The organism is Inhella sp., assembly GCF_027532025.1.
GTDB lineage: Bacteria > Pseudomonadota > Gammaproteobacteria > Burkholderiales > Burkholderiaceae_C > Inhella.
Genome location: NZ_JAPZSY010000114.1, coordinates 1 through 19,015, shown reverse-complemented (window position 1 = coordinate 19,015; position 19,015 = coordinate 1). Strand labels below are relative to the sequence as shown.

At 68.4% G+C, this 19,015-nt stretch carries 18 protein-coding genes and 2 pseudogenes; 17 read left to right on the top strand and 3 right to left on the bottom strand.

Features of this window, described 5'->3' with window-relative positions; all coding sequences use genetic code 11:
• Positions 1 to 4 precede the first annotated feature (4 nt).
• Positions 5 to 1,369, top strand: a complete 1,365-nt coding sequence (mpl, locus tag O9335_RS14110) for a UDP-N-acetylmuramate:L-alanyl-gamma-D-glutamyl-meso-diaminopimelate ligase (protein WP_298389200.1) — start codon at positions 5 to 7, stop codon at positions 1,367 to 1,369.
• Between the two features lie 79 nt (positions 1,370 to 1,448).
• Here the strand turns inward: mpl and O9335_RS14105 are convergent, their stop codons facing one another.
• Positions 1,449 to 4,106, bottom strand: coding sequence for a zinc-dependent metalloprotease (locus O9335_RS14105; RefSeq protein WP_298389196.1), 2,658 nt, complete (start codon positions 4,104 to 4,106; stop codon positions 1,449 to 1,451).
• A gap of 156 nt (positions 4,107 to 4,262) precedes the next feature.
• Here O9335_RS14105 and O9335_RS14100 point away from each other — a divergent pair, with 156 nt between their 5' ends.
• The 3 genes from O9335_RS14100 to O9335_RS14090 all read left to right on the top strand — a co-directional run bounded on the left by O9335_RS14100 (position 4,263) and on the right by O9335_RS14090 (position 7,214).
• Positions 4,263 to 4,850 carry a YqiA/YcfP family alpha/beta fold hydrolase gene (locus O9335_RS14100; RefSeq protein ID WP_298389193.1) on the top strand — a complete coding sequence of 196 codons (588 nt, stop codon included), beginning with the start codon at positions 4,263 to 4,265 and terminating at the stop codon, positions 4,848 to 4,850.
• Between the two features lie 8 nt (positions 4,851 to 4,858).
• Positions 4,859 to 5,602, top strand: a complete 744-nt coding sequence (gene fabG / locus O9335_RS14095) for a 3-oxoacyl-ACP reductase FabG (RefSeq protein ID WP_298389191.1) — start codon at positions 4,859 to 4,861, stop codon at positions 5,600 to 5,602.
• 70 nt (positions 5,603 to 5,672) lie between these two features.
• A complete protein-coding gene (locus O9335_RS14090; RefSeq protein WP_298389189.1) occupies positions 5,673 to 7,214 on the top strand; it encodes a methyl-accepting chemotaxis protein in 1,542 nt (513 codons plus the stop codon).
• A 4-nt stretch (positions 7,215 to 7,218) separates the two neighbouring features.
• Here the strand turns inward: O9335_RS14090 and O9335_RS14085 are convergent, their stop codons facing one another.
• The gene (locus O9335_RS14085) at positions 7,219 to 7,926 is read right to left on the bottom strand and encodes a CatA-like O-acetyltransferase (RefSeq protein ID WP_298389187.1); all 708 of its coding nucleotides are present in this window, start codon (positions 7,924 to 7,926) and stop codon (positions 7,219 to 7,221) included.
• Positions 7,927 to 8,026: 100 nt separating this feature from the next.
• On the opposite strand from O9335_RS14085, the gene O9335_RS14080 reads away from it, so the two are divergent.
• The 13 genes and pseudogenes from O9335_RS14080 (at position 8,027) to O9335_RS14020 (ending at position 18,629) form a co-directional block, all read left to right on the top strand.
• Positions 8,027 to 10,063, top strand: coding sequence for an RNB domain-containing ribonuclease (locus O9335_RS14080; RefSeq protein ID WP_298389185.1), 2,037 nt, complete (start codon positions 8,027 to 8,029; stop codon positions 10,061 to 10,063).
• Complete coding sequence (locus tag O9335_RS14075; RefSeq protein WP_298389183.1) at positions 10,060 to 11,037, top strand: energy transducer TonB; 978 nt, start codon at positions 10,060 to 10,062, stop codon at positions 11,035 to 11,037. The genes O9335_RS14080 and O9335_RS14075 overlap by 4 nt, the downstream gene beginning before the upstream one ends.
• A complete protein-coding gene (aroE, locus tag O9335_RS14070; RefSeq protein WP_298389181.1) occupies positions 11,034 to 11,879 on the top strand; it encodes a shikimate dehydrogenase in 846 nt (281 codons plus the stop codon). Before O9335_RS14075 ends, aroE begins: the two co-directional genes overlap by 4 nt.
• The gene (gene mtgA, locus O9335_RS14065) at positions 11,876 to 12,592 is read left to right on the top strand and encodes a monofunctional biosynthetic peptidoglycan transglycosylase (protein WP_298389179.1); all 717 of its coding nucleotides are present in this window, start codon (positions 11,876 to 11,878) and stop codon (positions 12,590 to 12,592) included. The genes aroE and mtgA overlap by 4 nt, the downstream gene beginning before the upstream one ends.
• Positions 12,589 to 12,921, top strand: coding sequence for a DUF4440 domain-containing protein (locus tag O9335_RS14060; protein ID WP_298389177.1), 333 nt, complete (start codon positions 12,589 to 12,591; stop codon positions 12,919 to 12,921). Before mtgA ends, O9335_RS14060 begins: the two co-directional genes overlap by 4 nt.
• A complete protein-coding gene (locus O9335_RS14055) occupies positions 12,918 to 13,514 on the top strand; it encodes a hypothetical protein (RefSeq protein WP_298389175.1) in 597 nt (198 codons plus the stop codon). The genes O9335_RS14060 and O9335_RS14055 overlap by 4 nt, the downstream gene beginning before the upstream one ends.
• Positions 13,511 to 14,038 (top strand): TlpA disulfide reductase family protein, encoded by a 528-nt coding sequence (locus O9335_RS14050; protein WP_298389173.1) that lies wholly within the window; start codon positions 13,511 to 13,513, stop codon positions 14,036 to 14,038. Before O9335_RS14055 ends, O9335_RS14050 begins: the two co-directional genes overlap by 4 nt.
• A gap of 96 nt (positions 14,039 to 14,134) precedes the next feature.
• A complete protein-coding gene (gene aroQ, locus O9335_RS14045) occupies positions 14,135 to 14,599 on the top strand; it encodes a type II 3-dehydroquinate dehydratase (RefSeq protein WP_298389171.1) in 465 nt (154 codons plus the stop codon).
• On the top strand, positions 14,599 to 15,063 hold the full coding sequence (accB, locus tag O9335_RS14040; protein WP_298389169.1) for an acetyl-CoA carboxylase biotin carboxyl carrier protein: 465 nt from the start codon (positions 14,599 to 14,601) through the stop codon (positions 15,061 to 15,063). Before aroQ ends, accB begins: the two co-directional genes overlap by 1 nt.
• Positions 15,064 to 15,294: 231 nt before the next feature.
• Positions 15,295 to 16,644, top strand: coding sequence for an acetyl-CoA carboxylase biotin carboxylase subunit (gene accC, locus O9335_RS14035; protein ID WP_298389167.1), 1,350 nt, complete (start codon positions 15,295 to 15,297; stop codon positions 16,642 to 16,644).
• Entirely contained in the window at positions 16,641 to 17,549 is a 909-nt protein-coding gene (gene prmA, locus O9335_RS14030; RefSeq protein WP_298389165.1) for a 50S ribosomal protein L11 methyltransferase, read from the top strand. Before accC ends, prmA begins: the two co-directional genes overlap by 4 nt.
• Before the next feature lie 3 nt (positions 17,550 to 17,552).
• Positions 17,553 to 17,663 (top strand): annotated as a pseudogene (locus tag O9335_RS14025) (MJ0042-type zinc finger domain-containing protein); the annotation flags it as partial.
• A gap of 501 nt (positions 17,664 to 18,164) precedes the next feature.
• On the top strand, positions 18,165 to 18,629 hold the full coding sequence (locus tag O9335_RS14020) for a DUF3426 domain-containing protein (RefSeq protein ID WP_298389198.1): 465 nt from the start codon (positions 18,165 to 18,167) through the stop codon (positions 18,627 to 18,629).
• A 124-nt stretch (positions 18,630 to 18,753) separates the two neighbouring features.
• Here O9335_RS14020 and O9335_RS14015 read toward each other — a convergent pair.
• A pseudogene (locus tag O9335_RS14015) lies at positions 18,754 to 19,015 on the bottom strand (transcriptional regulator); the annotation flags it as partial.

The window sequence follows — 19,015 nt, the reverse complement described above, 5'->3', positions numbered from 1 at the left end:
GTTCATGCACCTTCACATCCTGGGCATTTGCGGCACCTTCATGGGCGGCTTGGCGGCCATCGCGGTCGAGGCCGGCCACAAAGTCACCGGCTGCGACGCCAACGTCTACCCGCCGATGAGCGATCAGCTCACGCAGTTGGGGATCGAACTGATCGAGGGCTGGAGCCCCGAGCAGATGTCGCTCCAGCCCGACCTCTACGTCGTGGGCAATGTGGTCAGCCGCGGCAATCCGCTGATGGAGGCCCTCTTGAACGCTGGCGCGCCTTACACCAGCGGCCCGCAGTGGCTGCAGGAGCATGTGCTGCAAGGCCGGCACGTGATGGCCGTGGCGGGCACCCACGGCAAGACCACGACCACGGCCATGCTGGCGTGGATCTTGGAATCCGCCGGGCATCAGCCGGGCTATCTGATCGGCGGTGTGCCGATGAACTTCCCCACCTCGGCCCGCCTGGGCGCGCCCGGCTCGCCCTTCGTCATCGAGGCCGACGAGTACGACAGCGCGTTTTTCGACAAGCGCAGCAAGTTCGTGCATTACCGCCCGCGCACGGCCGTCTTGAACAACCTCGAGCACGACCACGCCGACATCTTTCCGGACTTGGCCGCCATCGAGACGCAGTTCCACCACCTGGTGCGCACCGTGCCCAGCGCGGGCAAGCTCGTGGTCAACGCCCGGGAAGAGGCTTTGAGCCGCGTTCTGGCGCGGGGCTGCTGGACGCCCGTGCAAGCCTTTGGGGCGCGCAAAGAAGAGCCCGGCGTGTTGCGGGCCCGGGGCGAACCTCACGCCTTCGACGTGCTGCGCGGCAGCCTGCAAGTGGGCCATGTGGCCTGGAACCTGACCGGCGAGCACAACCAGCTCAACGCCCTGGCCGCCCTGGCAGCGGCCGAAAGCGTGGGCATTGCCATCGAGGCGGCCTGCGCCGCCCTGGGGCGCTTCGAGAACGTGCGCCGCCGCATGGAGTTGCGCGGCACCGTGGCGGGGGTGTCGGTGTACGACGACTTCGCCCACCACCCCACCGCCATCCGCACGACTGTGGACGGACTGCGCCGCCGCTTGAAACCAGCCGAACGCATCTTGGCCGTGTTCGAGCCCCGCTCGAACACCATGAAGCTGGGCACCATGAAGGCCCAATTGCCCTGGGCCTTGGAGGACGCCGATCAGAGTTTTTGCCACCGCAGCGGCCTGAGCTGGGACCCGGGTGCGGCCTTGGCCTTGATGGGCGAGCGCGTGCACGTGGCCGACAACATCGACGAGCTGGTGCAGGCCATCCTGAACGAGGCCCGCGCTGGCGACCACCTGCTGTGCATGAGCAATGGCGGTTTCGGTGGCATCCACGCCAAGCTGCTGGCGGGGCTGCAGGCCCGGGGCTGAAGCCATAGAAAAGGGCCGGCATTGCCGGCCCAGGAGCGACGACCCCGAGCCGCATGGCGACCCGGGACCCATCCATGGCTCAACTGCGGCTCATCGTGGCGCGCAGGGCCTCGTTGAGCGCCGAGAGGCTGTCGGCCAGGTGGGCGCGGGTCTCGATCGAAGTCCCACCGGTCTTCGCCTGCGCGGCTCGCAAGTCAGCAGCCAGGGCGTTGGCATGCCAACGCACCAGGCTCAAGGCATCGGCCGGCAGCGCGGGTGCGCCCTTGGTCAGCAGACTGACCACGCGCTTGAGGTGCTCGCGCTGCAGATTGCGACGCAAACGGTCGACTTCCTTGCCCGACTTCAGCTCGCTCCAGACCGCGACTTGCACAGTGCCGTACACCTCGCTCAAGGTGATGACACCTTTGCGCTGGGCTTCCGGCACGTAGGCCGGCAGCTCCAGCAGGCGCTTGGCGGTGGGAGCGCTCAGCAGGCGGTCCAAAGAGCCCAGCTGCATGCGCAGCACAGCACCCGAGATGTCCAGCAGACCGCCACGGTCCCACTCGTTGTAATCGATCTGGATGTTGCTCAGGAACTCAGGGCGGAACTGGAAGCTGTCGGCGCTGAACAAGCCGGAGGCCAGGGCCTTGAGCGCTTCGCGCTGCTTGGCTGGGGCGATGGGCGTGAAAGCCGCACGGCCAGTGGTGCCCGGCAGGTCCCGCAGCGCGTTGACACCGCCGACGTACTTCGACACCGGATCGGCACCGCGGCCCAGCTGGTTCAGGCTGGAGAGGATCACGCGGCGGGTGCGCTGCGGATCGTCACCCGGCTTGGCACCACGCTCCTGCACGCGAACCCACAGCTCCTTGGCCAGCTGAAGGCGCTTGCCAAAGTTGGCCAAGGGGTCGTCGCCCAAATCGAACAGGTTGGCCAGGGGGTCCATGCCACCGGCTGCGTCCATGTCGTCGGCGTACAGCAACGCGGGCTCGGTGGAGCGGGCGGCAATCTTGGCCAACTCGGCCTTCTCGGTCGCTGGGTCCAGGGGCTTGTAGGCGTACTCGATGGCCCAGTAGTCGTAGGCGCCGAGCGTGGGCATGTTGTACGACCCCACCTTTTCGCCTTTGAGCGGGACGTTGTAAGCGTTGTAGTCCATCACCGAGCCGGAGATGCCTCGGGTCTCGGTGAAGGCCTTGTCGCGCAGCTGCGCGGCCGTGATGGTGGTGCTGGCCTTGAAGTTGTGCTTGAGGCCCAGCGTGTGACCCACCTCGTGCATGATGACGTCTTTGACCACCGACTGCACAAAGGCCTCGGCCTCGGGACTGTCGGGGTCCAAGTCGCCACGGGCCTCCAGGATGTCCATGGCGAAGTTCATCTCCTGCGCGGCCAAATGGCCGTAATTGCAGAATGCGTTGAACTTGCTGCCGTCTTTCCAGCTCAGGGACAGTTGGGCCAACTTGTCCAGGCTGCTGGTCGCCGTCGTGTCTTCGACGATGAAGCGGCGCGAGCCGCGGGCGAAAACATCGCTCATGCCGATGTCGGCATCCAAGATTTCACCGGTGCGCGGGTCGGTGTGGCTCGGGCCGATGGCGAAGCCCACGTCCGCCCCCACGAACCAACGGATCGACGCATGGCTGGCGTCCATGTTGTCCCACTTGGCGTCGTCGGGTTGCTGCTTGGCCACCACGGCATTCTTGAAACCGATCTTCTCGAAGGCCTTGTTCCACTCCAGGATGCCGGCCTCCACCGCACCGCGGTAGCGGGCGGGGATGTTCTTGTCCATCCAATAGGTGATGGGCGTGACCGGTTCGCTCAGTTCGGCGTTCGGGTCCTTTTTCTCCAGGCGCCAGCGAGTCAGCATGTGCACACGCGGGTTAGCCTTGAGGTCGCCGTCGAGGTCGGTGTAGCTCTCCATGAAGTGACCCAGACGCGGGTCGATGTGGCGCACGGCCATGGGCTTTTCGGGCAGCGCCTTGAAGTTGTAGACGTAGTCCACGAAGAAGCTGCGTGGGTCGGGCGTCGCCTGCGGCGGGGTGGGCATCGGCACGGGGCTGGGCATCAGGGGCGGTGCCGGGATGCGCGGCGTGGCGAAGTGCATGCGGGCCGTCAGCGTGGTCAGGCCCTCGTCGGCGCGTGCAGCGGCGAAGAAGCTGTTGCCTCGGTCGGGGGCGTAGGGCAAGCGGTAGGCGAACTCCAACCGCGTGGCGTAGCCCGGGATGTCGGCGAGCAAGAAGTTGGCGTCCACCAGGAAGCTCTTGCGCTCGGCGTGGTCGGCGCTGCCCACCGAAGTGCTGGCCAGCAAGCTGGGCGAGAAGGCCTGCTCGACGGCGGCCTTGCCCTGGCCCGAGGCGCGGAACTTGTTGTTCAGGGCAATCAGTTGCAACGTGCGACCCACCAGGCGGAACTCCACCATGGCATCCGGGCCCATCTGGCTGGCGTACGCCCCACGCTCACCAATGGCGTTGGCGATGTTGACGGTGAACATGAAGGGCTTGTTCAGCATCGCGCGGGGCACTTCCAGCAGCACCTTCTCGTCCTTGCGCCAGATCGAGAACAGGCCCTTCTCTTCCTTGAAATCTTTGCTGATTTCGGCGAAGGGCTTCAGCGCCGTGGGATCGGCCGGCGGACGGGCGGCTGGCGCAGCGCCTGCGCCAGCGGCAGCAGGCTGACCATTGGCCGGCTTGGGGGCGTCTTGCGACCAAGCCGGCAGGCTCAACACCGCCAGGGTCAAAGCACTGAGGACGGGCTTGAAGAATTGCATGGGATCACCTCGGGGGGGCGCGACCGGAGCCGGCCGTGAAAGACATGGCACGGCGCCCGCTTGGGGTGAGACCGTGTCGCCGAAAGGCGCGGAGCCTAACGAGGCCTGCCTACACTGGCTTTCGTCATGTCGCGCCCCCTGGGGTGAATCCTGATCGTGTCAACCCTGACCCACCTGCTCTACCTCCATGGTTTTCGCTCCAGCCCGCAATCGGCCAAGGCCCAGCGAATGCGGGCCTGGGCGCAAACCCAAAACCTGCACTGGAGTTGCCCCGCCCTGCCCCCGTCACCGGCGCAAGCCATGGCCGAGGTGATGGCCCTCGTGGGCGACTGGCCCGACACCGGCTGCGCCGTGGTGGGCAGCTCGCTCGGCGGCTTTTACGCCGCCTGGGTGGGACAACAACGCCCCAACTGGCGCGTGGGCCTGTTGAACCCAGCCGTGAGCCCGGCCCGCGACTTGGCCGCCTACATCGGCGAAAACCGCCAGTGGCATGCCCCGGAATCGTCCTTCTTCTTTCGCCCCGAGTACGTGACCGAACTGCAGCGCCTTCACGCAGGGCGCCTCAGCGATGCCCCACGCTGGATGGCCTTGATCGCCAAGGGCGACGAGGTGCTGGACTGGCGCGACATGCTCGCGCGCTACGGCCTGGGGCGCGTGCTGCTGCTGGGCGGCAGCGACCATGCGCTCAGCGACTTTGCCCGCTGGCAACCCGAATTCACCCGTCACTTGTTGTCGACTTCCTGAGATCCACGATGAGCCTTCGATTCCCCCAAACCGTGGTGCTGCTGTCCGGCGCCGCCCAAGGCATTGGCGCAGCCACCGCCCTGCGCTTCGCCCGCGAAGGCGCACGCCTGGCCTTGCTCGACCTGAAACCCGAACCCTTGCTGGCCGTGGCCGGGCAATGCGAGGCCCTGGGTGCCGAGGTGCTGAGCCACGCCGGCAACGTGGCCGAGCGCGGCACCTGGGACGCCGCGGTGGCGGCCACCCTGGCGCGCTGGGGGCGGCTGGACGTGCTGATCAACAACGCCGGCATCACCCGCGATGCCCGCCTCGACCAGATGAGCGCCGAGCAGTTCGACCAAGTCATCGACGTGAACCTGCGCGGCGTCTTCCATGGCGCCCAGGCCTGCCTGCCGGCCTTGATCGCCAGCCAAGGCTGCATCGTCAACACGAGCTCGGTGGTGGGCTTGCACGGCAATTACGGGCAGACCAACTACGCCGCTGCCAAGGCCGGCGTCATCGGCATGACCAAGACCTGGGCGCGCGAATTGGGCCCCAAAGGGGTGCGTGTGAACGCGGTGGCGCCAGGCTTCATCGCCACGCCCATGACCGCGGCTGTGCCCAGCAAGGTGACGGACAAGATGACGGCGTTGGTGCCCCTGCAGCGCCTGGGTCAGCCCGAGGACATTGCGTCGGCCTATGCCTTTTTGGCCAGTGCCGACGCGGCCTACATCACCGGCACCGTGCTGGAGGTGTCGGGCGGGCTGTCTCTTTGAGTTGGTGCAGCCCCGCTAAGCTGCGCCTCACCGCGTCGACATCCGACGCGGCCATTTCTTCGGAGAAGCGATGTTCAATGGATCGATCCGCCGCCAGTTGCTGGGGGTGAATGGGGTGGGCATCGCCTTCGTGGCGCTGGTGGGCGTCATTGGGCTTTGGAGCAGCGAACGCCTGGTGGACAACAGCCAGTCCATCAGCCACAGCAGCTCGGCGCTGCGCGACCAGATGAGCGCGGACATGATGCACGACGCCCTGCGCAGTGACGTCCTTGCGGCGCTGCTGGCCGGCACCCAAGGGCGCGCCGACGCTCGCCAAGGCGTGGAAGCCGACCTGACCGAACATCGGGCGACCTTTCAGAAGGCCATCGACGAGTTGGCCTCGCTGCCCCTGGACGACACGACACGGGCGGCGGTTCGCAAGGTTCGGCCGGCCTTGGAGGCCTACATCGCGGAGGCGCAGCAGGTGGTTTCGCTGGCCTTCACCGACGCCAGTGCCGCCCAGGCCCGCATGCCAGCGTTCGAGGGGGCCTTCAAAGCCTTGGAAAGCGAAATGGAGGCCCTGAGCGGTTTGATCGAAACCCAGGCCGAAGCCGTGCACCAGCAGAGCCAAGCCACGGCGGCACAAGCCCGATGGGGCATCGGCATCGGGGCGTTGATCGCAGCGGTGGGGCTCTTTGGGCTTGGCAGCCGCACCAGCCGGCAAGTGGCGCAGCCCATCCACGAGGCCGTCCGTGTGGCCGAGCGCGTGGCCGCGGGCGACTTGAGCCAGAGCATCGACGTGGTCGGCCGGGGCGAGACCGCGCAACTGCTGGAGGCCTTGGCCACCATGCAGGCGCAGCTGGAAAACTTGGTGAGCACGGTGAACCGCAGCAGCGACTCGATTGCCACCGGCAGCACCGAAATCGCACTGGGCAACACCGACCTGAGCCAGCGCACCGAGGCCACCGCGGCGGAGTTGCAGCGCACGGCATCGAGCATGGCCACCTTGACCGAGGGCGTGCGCCAAACCGCCGACACGGCCCGCAGCGCCAGCGGATTGGCCGACGCTGCTCGCAGCGTGGCCAGCCAAGGGGGCGAAGCCGTGGGCCGGGTGGTGGCCACCATGAGCGACATCCAGACCGCCTCACGACGCATCGGCGACATCATCGGCGTCATCGACGGCATCGCCTTCCAAACCAACATCCTGGCCCTGAACGCCGCCGTCGAAGCGGCGCGTGCCGGTGAAGCCGGCCGCGGCTTCGCGGTCGTGGCCAGCGAGGTGCGCATGCTGGCGGGACGCAGCGCCGAGGCGGCGCGGGAAATCAAGCGGTTGATCGCCGACAGCATGGAGAAGGTGAGCACCGGAAGCACCCAGGTGGGCGAGGCCGGCAGCACCATGGCCGACATCGTGACCCAGGTTCAGCAGGTGGCGCAACTCATCGCCGACATCGACCAGCGCGCCTCGGTGCAGAGCCATGACATCGCCGAGGTGGGGCAGGCCGTGCAGGAGCTTGACCGCCTGACCCAGCAAAACGCCGCGCTGGTGGAGCAAGCGGCCGCCGCCGCCGACAGCCTCAAACTCCAGGCTGCCGAGTTGGCCGGCGTGGTGCAGCGGTTCCGGCTGCGGCGCTAACGGTTCAACGCAGCCCTTGGGGCTCGGCCAGCAGCGCCTGCAACGCCTCCACGAAGCGGCCGACGTGCAGCCCATCCACCAGGGCGTGATGCACCTCGAGGTTGACGGGCATGCACACGCGCTGCCCATCGCGCTCAAAGCGGCCCAGCGCCACGCTGGGCGTGGCATCGTCGAAGCCGCCACGTCGGGCATGGGTGAAGTGCGTGAAGGTCACGCCCGGCAGGGTGGTCATGTGCAGCTCGCCGCTTTGCTCGGTACGAACGCCCCATGGGGCGTCAGGCTGCCGAGCCCGAGCCACGGCGGCCATCGCCGGCGCCACGAAATCGTCCAAGCGCTCGGCGTACACCAAGCGAGCCACCGCATAGCTCTCGTCGTCGCGCAGCACGGTGGGGGTGGCATCCACCGAATGCCACTGAACCACACCGTCTGGCGTAAGGCGCTGACGCAGCGCCGGCACCGCGTTGGCCGCGCGCAAGATGGCGTGGTGGTAAGCCACGAAGGGCGTCAGCCCCGGCAAATCCGCTCGCCACGCCGGCAGGCAAGCCAACAAGGGGCCGAGATCGACCGCAAACGTCAGGCCCCAGCGCGGACGCTCCGCCTGGCGGTAAAACGCGTAAGCCTGGGCCCGCGGGCTGTGGCGAAGGTCGAGCGTCTGGTAAGCGGTGTGCGTCATCGGCTGGGCGGTGATCAGCGGCGCGCTCCAGGCCAACATGGGGCACGCTTGGGGCGCGATATTCAAGCGACAGGGTCGACCAGTGTAGGAAGTGGCCACTGGACCGGGTGGGCCAGCCCGGTCGGCCACAATCCGCCGGATGCATGGGTTGTACGACGACAGCGGCAAGCTCCAAGGCGGCCGCATCCTTTCCGAAGCAGACGCGACGCTGCAGATCGAACTCGACTCGGGCAAGCGGGTCAAGATCAAGCAGGCGCAACTTCTGGCCAAGTTTGACAAACCCGGGCCCGCCGCCTTGATCCAGGCGGCCCAGACCCTGGCCCAGGGTTTCGACCTCGACCTGGCCTGGGAGTTCGCCCCGGAGGGCGACTTCGGCCACGCCGATCTGGCGCGCGACTACTTCAGCGCCAGCGCCGGGCTGGATCACGAGTTGGCCTGCTGGCTGGCCCTGACGGGTGCCCCGCACTACTTCCGCCGCGCGGGCAAAGGCGGCCAATTCAAGAAGGCCCCCCAAGAGCAGGTGCAGGCCGCGCTGGCCGGACTTGAAAAGCGCCGCCTGCAGAACTTGCAGATCGAGCAGTGGACCGCCGAGCTGGTGGCCGGCCGCTGCCCCGAGGCGCTGCAGGCGCACATTTACAAGCTGCTGTTCAAGCCCGACAAAAATGGGCCCGAGTACAAGGCCTTGGTGCAAGCCGCCTTGCAAAGCAAACGTGCGCCGCTGGACCTGCTGCAGACGGCCGGCGCCATCACCAGCCCCTACAGCTTTCACTGGCAGCGCTTCCTGTTCGAGCACTTCCCGAAAGGCACGGGCTTCCAGCCCTTGGAAGCGCCCGCCATCGACGCCCTGCCCCGCGCCAACGTGGCCGCGTTCTCCATCGACGACAGCAGCACCACCGAAATCGACGACGCGCTGTCGGTGCAAGGCCTGGGCAGCGGCACGGTCACCTTCGGCGTGCACATCGCCGCGCCGGGCCTGGCCATCGCGCCCGGCTCCGCCTTGGACCAGGTGGCCCGCACCCGCCTGTCTACGGTCTACATGCCGGGCTGGAAGATCACCATGCTGCCCGACAGCGTGGTGCAGGCCTACACCCTGGTGGAAGGCCGCGACTGCCCGGCGCTGAGCCTGTACGTCACGTTGGACGAAGCCACGCTGGAGGTGAAGGCCACCGAAAGCCGCATCGAGCAGGTGCCCATCGTGGCCAACCTGCGGCACGACCAGCTCGACGGCATCGTGACCGAAGCCAGCCTCACGGGAGAGGCGCCCGCCGACTACCCGTTTGCCACCGAGCTCGCCTTCGCGCATCGCCTGGCGCGCCACCTCAAGGCCGGTCGCGAGGCCGTGCGCGGCAAGCCCGAGACCTTCAACCGCCCTGATTACAGCTTCAAGCTGGACGGCGAGCGCGATGCCCCGCCCACGGGCGACGAGACCGTGCACATCGGCGTGCGCGCGCGTGGCACCGCGCTCGACCTGATCGTGGCCGAGGCCATGATCCTGGCCAACAGCACTTGGGGCCTGTGGCTGGGCGAGTTGGGCGTGCCGGCCCTGTACCGCAGCCAAGCCAGCCTCGCACCGGGCATCAAGGTGCGCATGGGCGTCAAGCCCCTGCCCCATGCCGGCATGGGCGTGGCCGCCTACGCCTGGAGCACCTCGCCGCTGCGCCGCTATGTCGACCTCGTCAACCAGTGGCAACTCATTGCCGCCATCCGCCACGGCCGCACGGCCGCGCTGGTGGCACCGTTCAAGCCCAAGGACGCCGAGCTGTTCGCCATCCTCAGCAGCTTTGACGCCGCTTACACCGCCTACAACGGCTTCCAGCAGCAGATCGAACGCTACTGGTGCCTGCGCCACCTGCAGCAAACCGGCACCAGCACCCTCACCGCCAGCGTCATGCGCAACGACCTGGGCCTGGTGCGCGCCGACACCCTGCCCCTGGTCTTCAAGACCCTCGGCGTCGAAGCCCTGGCGCGGGGCGAGGCCGTGCGCGTGCAGATCACCGGCGTCGACCTGCTCACCCTCGACCTGCATGCGCGCCTGCTGGAACGCCTGGCGGCCCCTGCCGCGCCATCCGACGACGCCGAGGACGACGACGAGGCCGCACAAGCCGCCACCCCCATCACCGTGGCGGTAGATCTGACCGACGCCCAAGCCGCCGACAGCGGGGGTGCGGCTGGATGAACACCGCGTGGTCGCCCACCGAGCTGCTGTCGCGGCCCAGTGATTTCGCGCCCACGGAAATCGCGGAAGAAACGCCCGCTTCGGCCTCGCCCGGCGCGCCCGCACGCCGCCGCTGGCGCAGGCCCAACTCCCCGCTGCAGTGGGCGCTCACGTTGTCCCTCGGTCTGCACGCCCTGCTGCTGTTCGTCCAACTCGCCACGCCGGGAAGCGCCACGCGGCGTTGGGTGGAAGAGCGGCTCGAGGTCGTGCTGGTCAATGCGCAGGGGCCACGCGCGCCCACCCAAGCCAAGGCCTTGGCGCAGGCCCAGTTGGACGGCGGCGGCGACGGCCGGCCCGACGAGCGCAGCTTCAGCCCCCTGCCGCCGTCGGTGGCCCAGGAGCTGGGCGATGCCCCCGACCTGCAACAACGCGCCGTGCAAGCCCTGCAGCAACAACAACAAGCACTGCTGGCCCAGGTGCGACGGGACTTGGCCAAGTTGCCGGAACCCAACCCCGAGGCCGAGGCGGCCACGGCCGAAGGCCGCGACCAAGCCGAGCGCCGCCGCCTGCTGCTGGCCCTGCTGGCGCAGATCGAGCGTCGCGTCAACGAGAACAGCGCCGGACCACGCCAGCGCTACGTCAGCCCGGCCACGCAGGAAGTGGCCTACGCCCAGTACTACGACCGCGTGCGTCGCCGCATCGAGGCCCGCGGCACCCGCGACTTTCCCACCCAGAGTGGGCGCAAGCTGTACGGCACGCTGACCATGAACATCAGCGTCGACGCCGAGGGCCGCGTGCGGGGCACCGAGGTGGTGGTGCCCAGCGACAGTTCGCTGTTGGACCGGCGCGCCGTGGCCATCGTGCGGGCCAGCGCACCCTTCGGCCCCTTCAGCCCGGCCATGCGCGCCGAAGCCGAGGTGCTGGTCATCAGCGCGCGCTTCACCTTCGACCGCGACACTGGCTTGCACGCCCAACTGAAAGAGGCCGCCCCGTGAACCCCGACGCCCCGATCCGCCTCGCCGTCATCGGCCACCCCATCGCCCACAGCCGCTCGCCGCGCATCCACACGGCCTTCGCGCAGCAACTGGGGCTGTCGGTGGACTACCAGGCCGTCTTGGCGCCGCTGGATGGCTTCGCCGCCACCGTGGCGGAGCTCCGCACCCGCGGCTGGCGCGGCTGCAACGTCACCCTGCCCTTCAAGCCCGAGGCACTGACCTTGGCCACCCAAGCCAGCCCGCGCGCCCAGCTGGCGGGCGCGGCCAACACCCTGGGCTTCGAGGGCGACACCCTGTGGGCCGACAACACCGACGGCATCGGCCTCGTCTACGACCTCGTCGCCGCGCGCTTCGCGTTGTCCGGCAAGCGGGTGCTGCTGCTGGGCGCCGGTGGCGCTTGTGCGGGGGCGTTGGCCCCGTTGATCGAAGCCGGGGCCGCCGAAATCCGCATCCACAACCGCAGCCCGGACAAGGCCAGCGCCCTCGTCGAGCGGCACCTGCCGCTGGCTCGCCGGCACGGTGTCAACCTCAAAACCCTGGGTCAACTGGACGGCGGCGCCGTGTACGACGGCGTCATCAACGGCACCAGCGCGGGCCTCGGTGGGCAAGCCCTGGCGCTGCCATCGGGACTCGTCAAACCCGGGGGCTGGGCGCTGGACCTCGTCTACGGCCCGGCCGCAGAGCCGTTCCTGAGCTGGGCCCGCGCCCAAGGGGCCCAGACTCGAGACGGGCTGGGCATGCTGGTGCAGCAAGCGGCCGAGGCTTTCGCGCTGTGGACCGGCCAGCGACCCGACCCCACGCCCGTGCTGGAGGCGCTGCGCGCCGAGGCCAACACCGCATGAGCCGCCTGCTGCGCCTCTTGGCCCTGTTGGCCTTGGCCGCCATCAGCCTGCAGCTTTATTTCGTGGCGCGCGTCGCGCTGATGATCGGGGTCGACCCGGCGTCCACCACCTTCCAACGCAGCGAGGCCCGACGCATCCTGGGCCAACAAGGGCGCTTGGCGTGGTCGCAAGACTGGGTTCCCCTGAGTGCCGTCTCGCCGCACCTGCCGCGGGCCATCATCGCCAGCGAAGACGCGGGCTTTGCCGAGCACGGCGGCATCGAGTGGGAGGCCGTGCAAGGCGCTTGGGACAAGAACCAAAAGGCCGAGCAGCGCGTCCAGCAACGCGGCAGCCGGCGCCCACCCAAGGTCGTCGGAGGCTCCACCCTCACCCAGCAACTGGCCAAGAACCTGTTTTTGAGCGGCGAACGCACCTTCCTGCGCAAGGCCCAGGAAGCCCTGCTGACCCTGGCGCTGGAAGGCCTGCTGAGCAAACGCCGCCTGTTGGAGCTTTATGTGAACCACGTCGAGTGGGGCGAAGGCGTGTTCGGCGCCGAAGCCGCCGCGCGCCACTACTTTCGCGTGCCGGCCCGGCAACTGAGCGCGGCCCAGGCCGCCCGCCTGGCCGTCATGCTGCCCGCACCCAAACGCTTCGAGCGCCAGCCCAACTCCCCCTACCTGGCGGGACGCAGCGCCACCATCCAAGCCCGCATGGGCGCCGTGCAGGTGCCATGACCCCGCTGCTGAACACCCTGCTCGCCCTGGAGGACCGGCTGCTGGCCGGCGACTTCAACGCCCTGCTCCACCCTGACTTCTTGGAGTTCGGTCAGTCCGGCAAACGCTGGACGCGGGGCGATGTCTTGCAGACCTTGTCGCCCAGCGACGGGCCAAGTCACCGAGGGGACGTCCAACTGCAGGCCCTGAGCGATTCGCTGGCCTTGCTCACCTGGAAGAGCCAAGCCCGGGATCGGCCCAGCACTTGGCGCAGCTCGCTTTGGCAGCTCGATGCCGCCCACGGCTGGCGCCTCCGATTCCACCAAGCCACCCCCATCCCCGGCCCATGACCGAACTCGACACCGAAATTGCCCAGGCTGCGGCGCGGCTGATCGCCGAAGAGGGCATGCCCTGGGGGTCGGCCAAGCAACGGGCCTTGAAGGACTTGGGACTGCCGCCGCGCACCGCCCTGCCCAGCCACGTGGCCGTGGAGGACGCGCTGTTCGAACACCTCGCGCTGTTCCAGGCAGACACCCAACCCGGCGAGTTGCGTGCCCTACGCGAAACCGCGCTGCGCTGGATGGACCGTTTGGCCGACTTCGAGCCCCAGCTCACCGGCGCTGCGTGGCGAGGCACGGCCAACCACCTGTCCGACCTGCACCTCCTGCTCTACAGCGACGACCCCAAGGCGCCAGAAATTGCGCTGATCAATGCCGGCCTGAGCCCCGAACCCGGCGTGCAAGACCGCGACGAACGCGGCCACCCCCTGACCACCCTGGCCCTGCTCGTGCCTTGCCCCGCCCTGCATCAGCAGGTGGGCTTGCACCTCACGGTGCACGACACCCGGGCGCGGCGGGGCAGTCTGCTGCCCGATGCCCGCGGTCGCAGCGAGCGCGGCGACTGCGCCGCCCTGCGCGCCCTCTTGGAGTCCACCCCCTCATGAACCGCCGCCCCCTGCTGTTGGCGACGCTGGGCTGGCCCCTGGCCGGCGTGGCCGCGCCGCCCGCCCCCGCCCCAGCCCCCCCCGAAACCGCCCCCGATGGGTGGTGGGACAGTCGCTTCACCCGCCCCGAGGGCGGCGAACTGAGCCTGGCGGACCACCGAGGTCGCTGGCTGCTGGTGAACTTTTGGGCCACGTGGTGCGCGCCCTGCCTGAAAGAGGTGCCCGACTTGTCCGGCTTCGCCCAGGCTCAAGCCGCACGCGGCCAAGCCGGCTGGCAAGTGGTCGGTCTGGCCGTGGACGCCCCCACGCCGGTGCGCCAATTCCTGGCGCGCCAATCGCCGCCCCTGGCCTTTCCGAGTGGCCTGGCGGGCCTGAACGGCGCGCAATGGACGCGAAAATTCGGTAACACCACGGGTGCCTTGCCTTTCACCTTGGCTTTCGATCCGCAAGGGCGGGTGCGGTGGCGCCGGCGTGGTCAAACCCACCGGGCAGAGCTCGATGCCCTGGTGCTTTCCCTGAGCTAAAGCCTTTCCCTTTTGCCATCTGGCGAAAAACAGTGCCGATCTGTAACGAAAACGCTTAAAGTTCGCCCCTTCCTGTTTCTAGGCAAGCGGCTCTAGATGAGCATTCTCGTCCTCCACGGCCCCAATCTGAACCTGCTCGGCACCCGCGAGCCCGAGGTCTATGGCCGGACGACGCTGGCCGAGATCAACGCCGAATTGGTGGCCCAAGCGGCGGCTGCGGGGGTGGCGCTCGAGCACTTCCAAAGCAACCACGAGGGCGCCCTGCTCGACCGCATCCACGCGGCCCGGCTGGACGGCACCCGCTACATCGTCATCAACCCAGCAGCCTTCACGCACACCAGCGTGGCGCTGCGCGACGCCTTGGCCGCGGTGGCCATCCCGTTCGTGGAGGTGCACCTCAGCAATGTGCACCGCCGCGAAGCGTTCCGCCACCACAGTTACCTGTCCGACTTGGCCGTCGGCGTCATCTGTGGACTCGGGCCCCTGGGCTACCGCCTGGCCCTGCAGCACGCCTTGACGCAGCTGCCCCCCACAGAACCCCACAAGAACGGAGCCCCTTGATGGACCTGCGCAAACTCAAAACCCTGATCGACCTCGTCTCCGAGAGCAACGTCTCGGAGCTGGAAATCACCGAGGCCGAAGGGAAGGTCCGCATCGTCAAGGCCGCCCCGGCGCCGGCCGTGACCCACGTGATGGCCGCCGCGCCGGCCCCTATGGCCCCCGCCGCCGTCACGGTGGCCGCTCCGGTCGCTGCCCCAGCCACCGCCCCCGCCGCGGAAGCCCCGCCCAGCGGACACACCGTCAAGTCACCGATGGTCGGCACCTTCTACCGCGCCTCCGGCCCCAACGCCAAAGCCTTTGTGGAGGTCGGCCAGGCGGTCAAGTCCGGCGAGCCGCTGTGCATCATCGAAGCCATGAAGATCATGAACGAGATCGAAGCCGACGCCACCGGCACCATCACCAAGATCCTGTGCGAGAACGGCCAGGCGGTCGAATTCGGCCAGCCCCTGTTCATCATTGAGTGAGGTTCGCTCGGTGTTCAAGCAGATCCTGATGGTCCATTGGGACGCACGTGCCGGCCGCACGGCACATCGCGCCCTGTGCGCAGCGCAGGGGGCGATCGAGCCCCGGGCCCACCATGTTTAAGAACATCCTCATTGCCAACCGGGGCGGTCGCGCGCAGCGCGGACGTGCCCAAGGCACGGCACATCGCGCCCTGTGCGCAGCGCAGGGGGCGATCGAGCCCCGGGCCCACCATGTTTAAGAAGATCCTCATTGCCAACCGGGGCGAGATCGCCCTCCGAATCCAGCGCGCCTGCCGCGAAATGGGCATCCGCTCGGTCGTGGTGTATTCCGAGGCCGACCGCGACGCCAAGTACGTCAAGCTGGCGGACGAGGCCGTGTGCATCGGCCCGGCGCCCTCGGCCCAAAGCTATCTCAGCATGCCGGCCATCATCGCCACGGCGGAGGTGACCGACGCCGAGGCCATCCACCCCGGGTACGGCTTCCTGAGCGAGAACGCCGACTTTGCCGAGCGCGTCGAATCCAGCGGCTTTGTCTTCATTGGGCCCACGCCCGAGGCCATCCGTATCATGGGCGACAAGGTCTCGGCCAAGCAGGCCATGATCAAGGCTGGCGTGCCTTGTGTGCCGGGCTCCGAAGGCGCCCTGCCGGAAGACCCGAAGGAAATCGTCCGCATCGCCCGCCAAGTGGGTTACCCGGTCATCATCAAGGCCGCAGGGGGGGGTGGCGGCCGCGGCATGCGGGTGGTGCACACCGAAGCGGCCTTGCTGCACGCCGTGCAAACCACCAAGGCCGAGGCAGGCGCGGCCTTCGGCAACCCGGCCGTGTACATGGAAAAGTTCCTCGAGAACCCGAGGCACATCGAAATCCAGGTGCTGGCCGACCAACACAAGAACGCCCTGTGGCTGGGTGAGCGCGACTGCTCCATGCAGCGCCGTCACCAAAAAATCATCGAAGAAGCGCCGGCCCCCGGCATTCCCCGGCGCTTGATTGAAAAAGTGGGCGAACGCTGTGCCGCCGCCTGCAAGAAGATCGGCTACCGCGGTGCGGGCACGTTCGAGTTCTTGTACGAAAACGGCGAGTTCTACTTCATCGAGATGAACACACGGGTGCAGGTGGAGCACCCAGTGACCGAATGGGTCACCGGCATCGACATCGTCCAGCAGCAAATCCGCATCGCTTTCGGCGATAAGCTGCCGTTCAGCCAGCGGCAGGTCGAATTGCGCGGCCATGCCATCGAGTGCCGCATCAACGCCGAAGACCCCGTCAAGTTCACACCCAGCCCCGGCCGCATCACCATGTGGCACGCCCCCGGTGGTCCCGGCGTGCGGGTGGACTCGCACGCGTACACCAACTACTTCGTGCCCCCGAACTACGACAGCATGATCGGCAAGATCATCGTCCACGGCGACACACGCGAGCAGGCGCTGGCGCGCATGCGCACCGCCCTGAGCGAGACGGTGGTGGAAGGCATCCAGACCAACATCCCGCTGCATCGCGAACTGATGGTCGACGCCAAGTTCGTTGAGGGCGGCACGAGCATCCACTACCTCGAGGGCTGGATGGCCCAGCACAAGCGTTGAGCACCGCTCTCGTCGAGCTTGGCCTCATCTGTCCGCAAGAGCGGGTGGAACTCGTCAGCGACGCGCTGATGGAATTGGAGGCCTTGTCGGTCACGGTGGAAGACGCCGATGCCGACAGCCCCGACGAACACGCCCTGTTTGGCGAGCCCGGCATGCCAGCACCCCGGACGGGCTGGGAGCGTTCGGTCTTGAAGGCCTTGTTCCCCGACCCTTCTGCCGCCCAAGAGGCGGCCACGCTGCTGATGGCGCAGCACTTTGCCCAAGACCTGCACGTGCAAGGGCTGGTCACGGTGGACGAACAAGATTGGGTGCGGATCACCCAGTCCCAGTTCGCCCCGGTGCCCATCACCGACCGTTTCTGGATCGTCCCGAGTTGGCACGAGACACCGCCGCAAGCCCGCACGGTGATGAGGCTGGACCCGGGCTTGGCGTTTGGGACGGGCACCCATCCCACCACGCGCATGTGCCTGCGCTGGCTGGCCCAGCAGGGCCCGGCGGCATGGGCTAGCGTGCCGCGCGTGCTGGACTACGGCTGCGGTTCCGGCATCCTGGCCATCGCGGCTGGCTTGCTCGGCGCCCCCTCGATCGACGCGGTCGACATCGACCCGGCCGCGGTGACGGCCACCACCCAGAACGCCACGGCCAATGGCGTGGTGCTGCAAGTGGGCCTGCCCGACCTTGCCCAGGGCCAGTACGGCCTGGTCGTGGCCAACATCTTGGCCACGCCGCTCAAGCTGCTGGCCCCCCTGCTGTGCCAGCATGTGGCGCCAGGAGGGCGGCTGCTGCTGGCCGGCTTGCTGGAGCGCCAAGCCGAAGAACTCGCCGCGGTGTACGCGCCTTGGTTGTCGCTGAGCGTGGCCGATCAACAGGAAGGCTGGGTCCTGCTCAGCGGGCGGTGCGACTGAGCCATGGGCGCGCTGGCCACTCGCTGCCCCGACTGCGGCACCAGTTTCCGCGTTCAACGGGCGCAACTCACCGCCAGCGAGGGGCTCGTTCGTTGCGGCCGCTGTGACGCGGTGTTCGACGCCCGCGTCAGTTTGTTTGACCTGGAAACAGGGGCATCGGTGGCGTTTGGCGAACCGGCCGCTTCGGTCGCGCCCCAGGCCTCGCCCGCTCCCCCAGCTCAACGGGTTGCAGCGCCACCGCCCAGGCCCGCGTCCGCCCGCGCTCCATCTCGTCCGCCCTCCGCGGCCGCCCCGGCCCGCCCGTCTGTAGAACGGGACGACGCCGACTTCCCGAGCACCCTGGCGGAGTCTCCCGCCCTGAGAGACGGCGACGGGCGTTCAGATCCGACCTGGGACGAACCCCCTCGCGAGGGCGAGCGCGGGGCATCGGCCCCCGCCGAGCCGGTCTGGGAAGCCATGGATCCGGCGGTCGATCCCGACGCACTCAATCAGCGCATGCGGACGTTGCTGGGCCCGGAGTCGCCCGCAACGCCCGGCGCTTCTGGGTTCGAAAGAACGTTCTCGGCCTGGGCGCCAGCCTCTGTCTCCCCGCCTCGGCGCGGCTGGCGGCTCGTCATGGTCCTGAGTGCCACCTTGCTGACCATGGCCTTGCCCCTTCAATGGGCTTGGACCGAGCGCGCGGCGCTGCGGGCGCAGTGGCCGGGTTTGGACGCCTGGGCCAGCCGGCTGTGCCCCCGCTGCGAGGCCTCGCCCTGGGCGCGGCTGGACGGCTGGAGCGTGGGAGCGAGCAGCCTCCAACCCACCCCACAGGGCGGTGCGTTCCAGCTCAAACTCACCCTCCACAACCGCAGCGGCACTCGCTTGGCCGTCCCTTGGGTGGACTTGCGCCTGATGGATGGCCAAGGTCAAGTCGTGCTGCGCAAGGCCCTGTCACCCCAAGACCTGGGCAGTGAACGCGACCGTTTGGACGGCGGGGGGCAGTTGGCCCTTCAAACCACCTTCCGCCTGAAGGACGCCGCAGGGGCCCGAGGGGGCGCTTCGGCGCCGAGCGGCTACGAAGTCGGTCTGTTCCACCCCTGAGACTCGAAAAGGGTCGCAGTGGGCGGCCCGATGGGTTGGGGTCGAGACGAAAAAACGCCCGCACGAGGCGGGCGTGAAGACCGCGGCACAGTCGGGACCCAAGCCCCGGCCGTGTCGACCTGCCTCAGGGCTTGTTGCCCGTGGGGAAGGGCCAAGCCGCTTGCGGGCTCAGCGTGGTCTTGGCAGCAGGCGCAGGTTTAGCAGGCGGCTGCTTGGTGGCGGTCGCCTTCTTCGCTTCTGGCTTGGCGGCCGGCTTCGCAGCAGGCTTGGCGGCCGGCTTCGCAGCAGGCTTGGCGGCCGGCTTCGCAGCAGGCTTGGCGGCCGGCTTCGCAGCAGGCTTGGCGGCCGGCTTCGCAGCAGGCTTGGCGGCCGGCTTCGCAGCAGGC

What these genes read in the sequence shown, in the direction of transcription:
- mpl (WP_298389200.1), top strand. Translation starts at nt 5, where the DNA reads ATGCACCTTCACATCCTGGGCATTTGCGGCACCTTCATGGGCGGCTTG.
- O9335_RS14105 (WP_298389196.1), bottom strand. Translation starts at nt 4,106, where the DNA reads ATGCAATTCTTCAAGCCCGTCCTCAGTGCTTTGACCCTGGCGGTGTTG.
- fabG (WP_298389191.1), top strand. Translation starts at nt 4,859, where the DNA reads ATGAGCCTTCGATTCCCCCAAACCGTGGTGCTGCTGTCCGGCGCCGCC.
- O9335_RS14090 (WP_298389189.1), top strand. Translation starts at nt 5,673, where the DNA reads ATGTTCAATGGATCGATCCGCCGCCAGTTGCTGGGGGTGAATGGGGTG.
- O9335_RS14085 (WP_298389187.1), bottom strand. Translation starts at nt 7,926, where the DNA reads ATGTTGGCCTGGAGCGCGCCGCTGATCACCGCCCAGCCGATGACGCAC.
- O9335_RS14080 (WP_298389185.1), top strand. Translation starts at nt 8,027, where the DNA reads ATGCATGGGTTGTACGACGACAGCGGCAAGCTCCAAGGCGGCCGCATC.
- O9335_RS14075 (WP_298389183.1), top strand. Translation starts at nt 10,060, where the DNA reads ATGAACACCGCGTGGTCGCCCACCGAGCTGCTGTCGCGGCCCAGTGAT.
- mtgA (WP_298389179.1), top strand. Translation starts at nt 11,876, where the DNA reads ATGAGCCGCCTGCTGCGCCTCTTGGCCCTGTTGGCCTTGGCCGCCATC.
- O9335_RS14060 (WP_298389177.1), top strand. Translation starts at nt 12,589, where the DNA reads ATGACCCCGCTGCTGAACACCCTGCTCGCCCTGGAGGACCGGCTGCTG.
- O9335_RS14055 (WP_298389175.1), top strand. Translation starts at nt 12,918, where the DNA reads ATGACCGAACTCGACACCGAAATTGCCCAGGCTGCGGCGCGGCTGATC.
- O9335_RS14050 (WP_298389173.1), top strand. Translation starts at nt 13,511, where the DNA reads ATGAACCGCCGCCCCCTGCTGTTGGCGACGCTGGGCTGGCCCCTGGCC.
- aroQ (WP_298389171.1), top strand. Translation starts at nt 14,135, where the DNA reads ATGAGCATTCTCGTCCTCCACGGCCCCAATCTGAACCTGCTCGGCACC.
- accB (WP_298389169.1), top strand. Translation starts at nt 14,599, where the DNA reads ATGGACCTGCGCAAACTCAAAACCCTGATCGACCTCGTCTCCGAGAGC.
- accC (WP_298389167.1), top strand. Translation starts at nt 15,295, where the DNA reads ATGTTTAAGAAGATCCTCATTGCCAACCGGGGCGAGATCGCCCTCCGA.
- O9335_RS14020 (WP_298389198.1), top strand. Translation starts at nt 18,165, where the DNA reads ATGGTCCTGAGTGCCACCTTGCTGACCATGGCCTTGCCCCTTCAATGG.